Genomic DNA, 1,047 nt, shown 5'->3' on the forward strand with positions numbered 1-1,047 from the left:
GTATCTAATTTTTCTTTGTGATATTTACTTTTACTTATCTCATAGGCCTTCTCAACATATTCAATTGCCTTCTCAATATTTTTCTTAGCGATGTAATAATCTGCCATAGCATCATAAACATCTGCGCTTTCTGGATAGTATTTAACTGCCATATCAAAAAACAAAAAGGCTTTTTCTGGCTGTTCCATCTGCAAATTCATATACCCATAACCATTAAATAATTCGGCAATCATAGGCGGTGTTTTAGTTCCAAAATGCTTCGTATAAATAACCTCTTGATTATTTAATAAAACGCGTATCTCGTCTATCGTAGTTTCTGGGCTATTATATTTCGGTGGAGACTTAAATTGATACCATTTAAATAAAGAGACTAACCCATCTCTCATCGCTGGTAACGGTACTGTACCATGTAAATCTTCAGGGTAAACTTTCCAAACAAATCTAAGTCCGTTTAGTTTTGCTGTTGCTGTTGCTGTATCACAAAAATCAACAATAGAACGCGGAAATAAAGTGAATTCTGAATCATTTTGCCTTAAATTATCCATAGTGACTGTCTCATCTGACATATGCAATTGCTCTGCTGCCAGAGCGACAAATAGACCTTTATTGGCAAAAGATTGACTTTCTAATTCCGATTTAGCGTTCTTTAATAGCTTTTGATGATCCCAATCTAAGCTTGGGTCTATCGCAATATAGTTATCGAAAAGATGAGAGTGATTCGAGAAAACATTTATTGTAAATAAACCCGCATAAGAATGCCCTATTAAAGTTCTAAACTTTGTAGCTGGATAGTTCTTTTCGATATTTGGAATTAATTCATTCTCTATAAAACTAGTAAACTTTTCTGCTCCACCCGTTTCATAATTAAAAGCGCCTCCTCTGCGATTCTTAACTACAGACGTCGTCAAATCCCGTGTTCTATTTGTCCTATTAGAAATACCAACTAAAATCATATGTGGCAAATAATGACCCCAATAATTGTCATAGACCGTTTCTAAATTTCGCTTTAAAGAAAAACCGTCTAATAGATAAATTACAGGATACTTA

The 1,047-nt window shown here is 34.1% G+C and carries 1 protein-coding gene; it reads right to left on the reverse strand.

Features of this window, described 5'->3' with window-relative positions:
- Positions 1 to 1,047: alpha/beta hydrolase-fold protein (locus B2U95_RS15055; protein WP_296317591.1), on the reverse strand; the 1,047-nt coding region annotated here is incomplete at both ends.

It is taken from the genome of Winogradskyella sp. UBA3174 (genome assembly GCF_002364335.1).
GTDB lineage: Bacteria > Bacteroidota > Bacteroidia > Flavobacteriales > Flavobacteriaceae > Winogradskyella.